4 protein-coding genes are annotated in these 5,401 nt (G+C 70.8%); 1 reads left to right on the top strand and 3 read right to left on the bottom strand.

Translation table 11 applies throughout. From position 1 onward, the window contains the following. Positions 1–76 precede the first annotated feature (76 nt). Positions 77–808, top strand: a complete 732-nt coding sequence (locus AOK08_RS25730) for a nucleotidyltransferase family protein (protein WP_055530335.1) — start codon at positions 77–79, stop codon at positions 806–808. A gap of 141 nt (positions 809–949) precedes the next feature. Here the strand turns inward: AOK08_RS25730 and AOK08_RS25725 are convergent, their stop codons facing one another. The 3 genes from AOK08_RS25725 to cysS all read right to left on the bottom strand — a co-directional run bounded on the left by AOK08_RS25725 (position 950) and on the right by cysS (position 5,268). Next, on the bottom strand, positions 950–2,695 hold the full coding sequence (locus AOK08_RS25725; protein ID WP_241827093.1) for a DoxX family protein: 1,746 nt from the start codon (positions 2,693–2,695) through the stop codon (positions 950–952). A 118-nt stretch (positions 2,696–2,813) separates the two neighbouring features. Further along, positions 2,814–3,755, bottom strand: a complete 942-nt coding sequence (gene rlmB / locus AOK08_RS25720; RefSeq protein ID WP_055530330.1) for a 23S rRNA (guanosine(2251)-2'-O)-methyltransferase RlmB — start codon at positions 3,753–3,755, stop codon at positions 2,814–2,816. A gap of 109 nt (positions 3,756–3,864) precedes the next feature. Beyond that, positions 3,865–5,268 carry a cysteine--tRNA ligase gene (gene cysS / locus AOK08_RS25715; protein ID WP_055530333.1) on the bottom strand — a complete coding sequence of 468 codons (1,404 nt, stop codon included), beginning with the start codon at positions 5,266–5,268 and terminating at the stop codon, positions 3,865–3,867. Positions 5,269–5,401: the final 133 nt, after the last annotated feature.

The following is a 5,401-nucleotide window of genomic DNA, read 5'->3' as shown; positions in this document are numbered from 1 at the left end:
CTCACACCCCGGCCCCACTGACACCGGGCCCACCCACGACCACCCCCGCACAACCAGCGAAGCTAAAGTGCAGAGCATGACCGCACCTCACGCCCCGTCGCGCCCCACCCAGGCCGTGGTCCTCGCCGGCGGCCAGGGCTCCCGGCTCCGCCCGTACACCGACGACCGGCCCAAGCCGATGGTCGAGATCCCCGGCACGGGGACGCCGATCATCGGCCATCAGCTCGTCTGGCTCGCCGAGGAGGGCGTGACGGACGTGGTGGTCAGTTGCGGCCATCTCGCCGAGGTCCTTCAGAGCTGGCTGGAAAGCGCCGATCTGCCGCTGAACGTCACGACGGTCGTCGAGACGGAGCCTCTCGGCCGGGGCGGCGGCCTCAAGTACGCCGCCGCGCACCTCCCTGCCCCGGAGCAGCCCTGGTACGCCACCAACGGCGACATCTGGACCCGTTTCTCGCTGCGCGACATGGCCGACTTCCACGCCGAGCGGGACGCCGTCGCGACCCTCGCGCTGGCCCGCCCGCGCCTGCCGTGGGGCGCCGTGCAGACCGACGGCTTCGGTCACATCACGAACTTCATCGAGTCCCCTCCGTCGACGTTCGAGATCAACGCGGGGGTGTACGTCTTCTCCTCCGAGTTCGCCGGCCTGCTCCCGGAGCGCGGCGACCACGAGCGCACGACGTTCCCCCATCTGGCCCGCGAACTCCGCCTGGCCGGCTTCTCGATCCCGCACGGCGCCTACTGGCGCGCCATCGACACCGCCAAGGACCTCACGGCCGCCGCGAAGGAGCTGGCCGCGCTGGGCCGTTGAGCCAGCGGCTCACCAAAGGCTTTTATGTGTGAGGCCGTTGTACGTCGATGGGGTCCCGCACTTTCCCAGTGCGGGACCCCACCCATGTGATCGCCGTAACCGCCCTGACCGGGCGGGTTGTTGTGCCGCCGGTGGCCAGGGTTAGCCGAGGAGGCCGCCCACCAGTCCCGGCTGGCCCGTGGCGGACCCTCCGGTGCTGCCGTCGCCGCTGCCTCCGGTAGTGCCGCCCGTGGAGCCGCCGTTGGTACCACCCGGGGTGCCCGTGCCGCCCGAGGAGGACGGGCCGGCGGTCGTGGGTGCCTGCTGGGCCGGGGTGGTCTGCTGCGGCGGGGCCTGGCCGGCGCTGCCCTGGGTCTGGCTGGGCCGGCTCCCGGTGACGCTGCCGCTCTCGCGGGCCTCCTCGGGGGTGGTCTCGACACCGCCGGTCGTGGGGCTGGCCGAAGTGGCGCTCTGGGTCGGGGACTTGATGACCGCCGAGGGGCTCTTCGAGGCGCGGCGTTCACCGGACTGCTCCGGGAGCGGCTCGCCGGGGAGTTGGTTGCGCGGCGGCTCGCCGGGGCCGGGGACGACCACGCGGTCGGCGTCACGGACAGCGCCGCCGAGGAGCGAGCCGACGAGGAGCGTGATCCCGATGACGACGGCGGTGACGAGGGCACCGCGCCGCAGGACGTAACTCCGCAGCTCCCAGATGTCCGTACGGGGGCCGAGCCGGCGCCAGGCGCTGCCCGCGAGGCGGCCGTCGATGGAGTAGACGGGGGCACCGGCGATGATCAGCGGTGACCAGGCGGCCAGATAGATGATGTCGGGGGCGTCGTAGACGGGAACGCTCTTCCAGCTGACCGTGACGAGCAGCGCGGCGGAGAGCAGCGCGCCGCCCACCGCGGCGACCCGCTGCCACAGGCCCAGGACCGTGAGGACGCCCACGATGACCTGGAGGAAGGCGATGACGAGTCCGGAGCCGACGGGGTGCTGGAGGGCGAACTGCCGTAGTGGCTCGGCGACTTCCCAGGGGTGCAGGGTGTTGAGCCACTTCACCATGGAGCCGCGTTTGCCGCCGTCGAAGTAGACGGGGTCGCAGAGCTTGCCCATACCGGCGTAGATGGAGATGAAGCCGAGGAAGATGCGCAGCGGAAGCAGGACGACGCCGAGGTTCATCCGGCGGCCGGGGTAATAGGCGTGCCGTACGGGGTCGTTGGAGTGGCGCCGTGTGCCGGTGCGCCGTCCGTCGGAGTCCCGCCCGTAGTCCGTATCGCCTTCGTAGCCCTCGTAGCCGCCGTAGCCGCCGTAGCCCTCGTGGCCGAACTCGCCGCCGCCGTAGCCGGGTTGGCCGTAGCCGTCCTCGTCGTACGCGCTGCCGGTGGTGCGCATGCTGGGGAGCAGGCGGCCGGTTTCGGAGCCATGGGTGCGCTGGCTGCCGACGATGGGCGTCTCGACGGTCTGATCGAGGGTGCTGCCCGCGTAGTCGAGTTCGTCGTCGCCGATACGGGGGATGACCTGCGTCGCTCCGGCGTCGGCGGCCGGCGGCTGTTCGCCGTGGCGCACGCTGGAGCCCCGTACGGCCTGGAGCAGCCGGTGGGCGCCGGTGTCGTCGGGCGCCGACTTCCCGCTCCAGACGACGGGTGCCCTGCGTCGGACGGCCGTGGCGCCACCGGCGCCTGCGACGGGGATGCGCGCCGTGCCCTCGGAGGCGCCGAGGTGCCGGGCGACGCGGGACGACGGTGCCGCCCGCCGCGTCGAGGCCCCCAACTGCACGCGGAAGCTCGCATGGTTGACGATGACCTGCGCCGGATCGCTCGGCACCTTCACCATGCTCAGCGCGGGAGCGTCGTCGTATCCCGACGAGCGGTCCCCCGTGGGTGTGCGGGGTGTTCTGGTGTCCACACTCATCTAACCGAGTGACGTGAGATTAGGACACTGCTTTGACTTGGCGGATGTGTCCGGACCGCGTCAAGGTGACGTCACCCGCCCGGATTCCCCCGTACGGGTGAGGTCAGCGCACATGTGTTCAGGCGCGGCGGCGGGCCGCTTCGTACAGCACGATCCCGGCCGCGACACCGGCGTTGAGGGACTCGGTGCCACCGGGCATCGGGATCCGTACGAGGTGGTCGCAGGTCTCCCCGACCAGCCGGGACAGGCCCTTGCCCTCGCTGCCGACGACGATGACGACGGGCCCGCCGAGGGCGGGCAGGTCACCGAGTTCGGCGTCCCCGTCGGCCGCGAGACCGATCACCACGATGCCCGCCTTCTGGTACGCCTCCAGGGCGCGCGTCAGATTGGTGGCGCGGGCTACGGGCGTACGGGCTGCGGCACCGGCGGAGGTCTTCCAGGCACCGGCGGTCATACCGGCGGCGCGCCGCTCGGGCACGACGACCCCGTGCCCGCCGAAGGCGGAGACGGAGCGGACGACGGCGCCGAGGTTGCGCGGGTCGGTGACACCGTCGAGGGCGACGATGAGGGGGTCCACGCCGTTGTCGTAGGCGGCGTTGGCGAGGTCCTCGGGGTGCGCGTACTCGTACGGCGGGACCTGGAGCACCAGGCCTTGGTGGTTGAGGCCGTTGGTCATCCGGTCCAGTTCGGGCCGGGGGGCTTCCATCAGGTGGATGCCGCCGCGCTCGGCGACCAGTTGGAGCGCCTCGCGCACGCGCTCGTCGTTGTCGATGAACTGCTGGACGAAGAGCGAGGTGGCCGGGACGCCCTCGCGCAGCGCCTCGACGACCGAGTTGCGGCCGACGACGAGTTCGGAGGCCGCCTTCCCGCCGCGCCCCTTGGGTGCGGGCCGCCGCTGGACCTGCCTGGCCTTGGCCCCGGCAATACGGTTCTTCTTGTGTCCCTTGCGCATCTCGGCGGGCGGCGTCGGGCCCTTGCCCTCGAGCCCCCGGCGCCGCTGGCCGCCACTGCCGACCTGCGCGCCCTTCTTGCCGGACATGCGGCGGTTGTTAGCGGCCATGACCTACCTGTCTGTGTGAAGGCGTGCGTGTGTACGTCTATGAGTGTGCCGCCCGGAAACCCGGGCGGCACAATCGATCAAGAAAATATACGGATATGAGGCGAAATACTCAGCGCGGTCCGAGGGTCCAGCGCGGTCCCTGCGGGCCGTCCTCGATGACGAGGCCGGACTGGTTGAGCTGATCGCGGATGGCGTCCGCGGTCCCCCAGTCCTTGCGTCCGCGGGCGGCCTCGCGCTGGTCGAGAACGAGTCGTACGAGGCTGTCGACGACGCCGTGCAGATCCTCGCCCCGGTCGCTCGCGTCCCCGGCCCAGTGCGGGTCGAGCGGGTCGAGCCCGAGGACGCCGAGCATGGCGCGCACCTCGGCGAGGCGGGCCACGGCGGCTTCCTTGTCGTCGGCGGCGAGCGCGGAGTTGCCCTGCCTGACGGTGGTGTGCACGATGGCGAGGGCCTGCGGTACGCCCAGGTCGTCGTCCATGGCCTCGGCGAAGGCGGGCGGCACCTCGGCGGCGGGCGCGACGACACCCCCGGCCTTCTCGACGACGCGCTGCACGAAGCCCTCGATCCGGGCGAACGCGGACTCGGCCTCGCGCAGGGCGTCCTCGCTGTACTCGATCATCGAACGGTAGTGCGGGGTGCCGAGGTAGTAGCGCAGGACGATGGGCCGCCAGGCCTTGACCATCTCGCTGACGAGGACGGAGTTGCCGAGGGACTTCGACATCTTCTCGCCGCTCATGGTGACCCACGCGTTGTGGACCCAGTACATGGCGAAGTCGTCGCCGAAGGCCTTGGCCTGGGCGATCTCGTTCTCGTGGTGGGGGAAGATCAGGTCGAGCCCGCCGCCATGGATGTCGAAGGCGGTCCCCAGGTACTTGTGCGCCATGGCGGAGCATTCCAGGTGCCAGCCGGGCCGCCCCCGCCCCCAGGGCGTCTCCCAGCTCGGTTCGCCCGGCTTGACGGCCTTCCACATGGCGAAGTCACGGGGATCACGCTTGCCGGTCTCACCCTCACCGGAGGGCTGGAGCAGGTTGTCGAGCTCCTGGTTGGACAGCCGCAGATAGCCGGGGAAGGAGCGCACGTCGAAGTAGACGTTGCCGTCGGCCTCGTAGGCGTGTCCGCGCTCGATGAGCCCGCGCATCATCTCGACCATCTCGGTCACGTGCCCGGTGGCACGCGGCTCGTAGGTCGGGGGCAGGCAGCCGAGGGCGTTGTAACCGTCGTTGAAGGCCCGCTCGTTCTCGAAACCGATGGACCACCAGGGCCGGCCCTGTTCGGCGGCCTTCCTGATGATCTTGTCGTCGATGTCGGTGACATTGCGGATGAAGGTGACGTCGTAGCCGCGGTACGTGAACCAGCGGCGCAGGATGTCGAAGTTGAGGCCGGAGCGGATGTGGCCGATATGGGGGGCGGCCTGCACGGTGGCACCGCAGAGGTAGATCGAGACACAACCCGGTGTGAGCGGGGCGAAGTCACGGATCTGCCGGGCGCTGGTGTCGTACAGGCGAATGGTCACGGCACCAGGGTAGTGGCCCACACCGAGTGCGTTGCGACCCTTCTGCGCAAGGGCCACATATTCGTGACATTCGCCCCCGCCGCCCTTACCCGTTCCCGTCCCGCAGCTGGGTGCTGCGCCCCCAGACCCCCGC

It is taken from the genome of Streptomyces graminilatus, assembly GCF_001418565.1.
GTDB classification, from domain to species: domain Bacteria; phylum Actinomycetota; class Actinomycetes; order Streptomycetales; family Streptomycetaceae; genus Streptomyces; species Streptomyces graminilatus.
The sequence above is the reverse complement of the archived record's forward strand: the minus strand, read 5'-3'. Positions and strand labels throughout refer to the sequence as shown.

Coding starts and splice junctions, on each gene's coding strand:
- rlmB (WP_055530330.1), bottom strand. CDS start 3,755: ATGGCCGCTAACAACCGCCGCATGTCCGGCAAGAAGGGCGCGCAGGTC.
- AOK08_RS25730 (WP_055530335.1), top strand. CDS start 77: ATGACCGCACCTCACGCCCCGTCGCGCCCCACCCAGGCCGTGGTCCTC.
- AOK08_RS25725 (WP_241827093.1), bottom strand. CDS start 2,695: ATGAGTGTGGACACCAGAACACCCCGCACACCCACGGGGGACCGCTCG.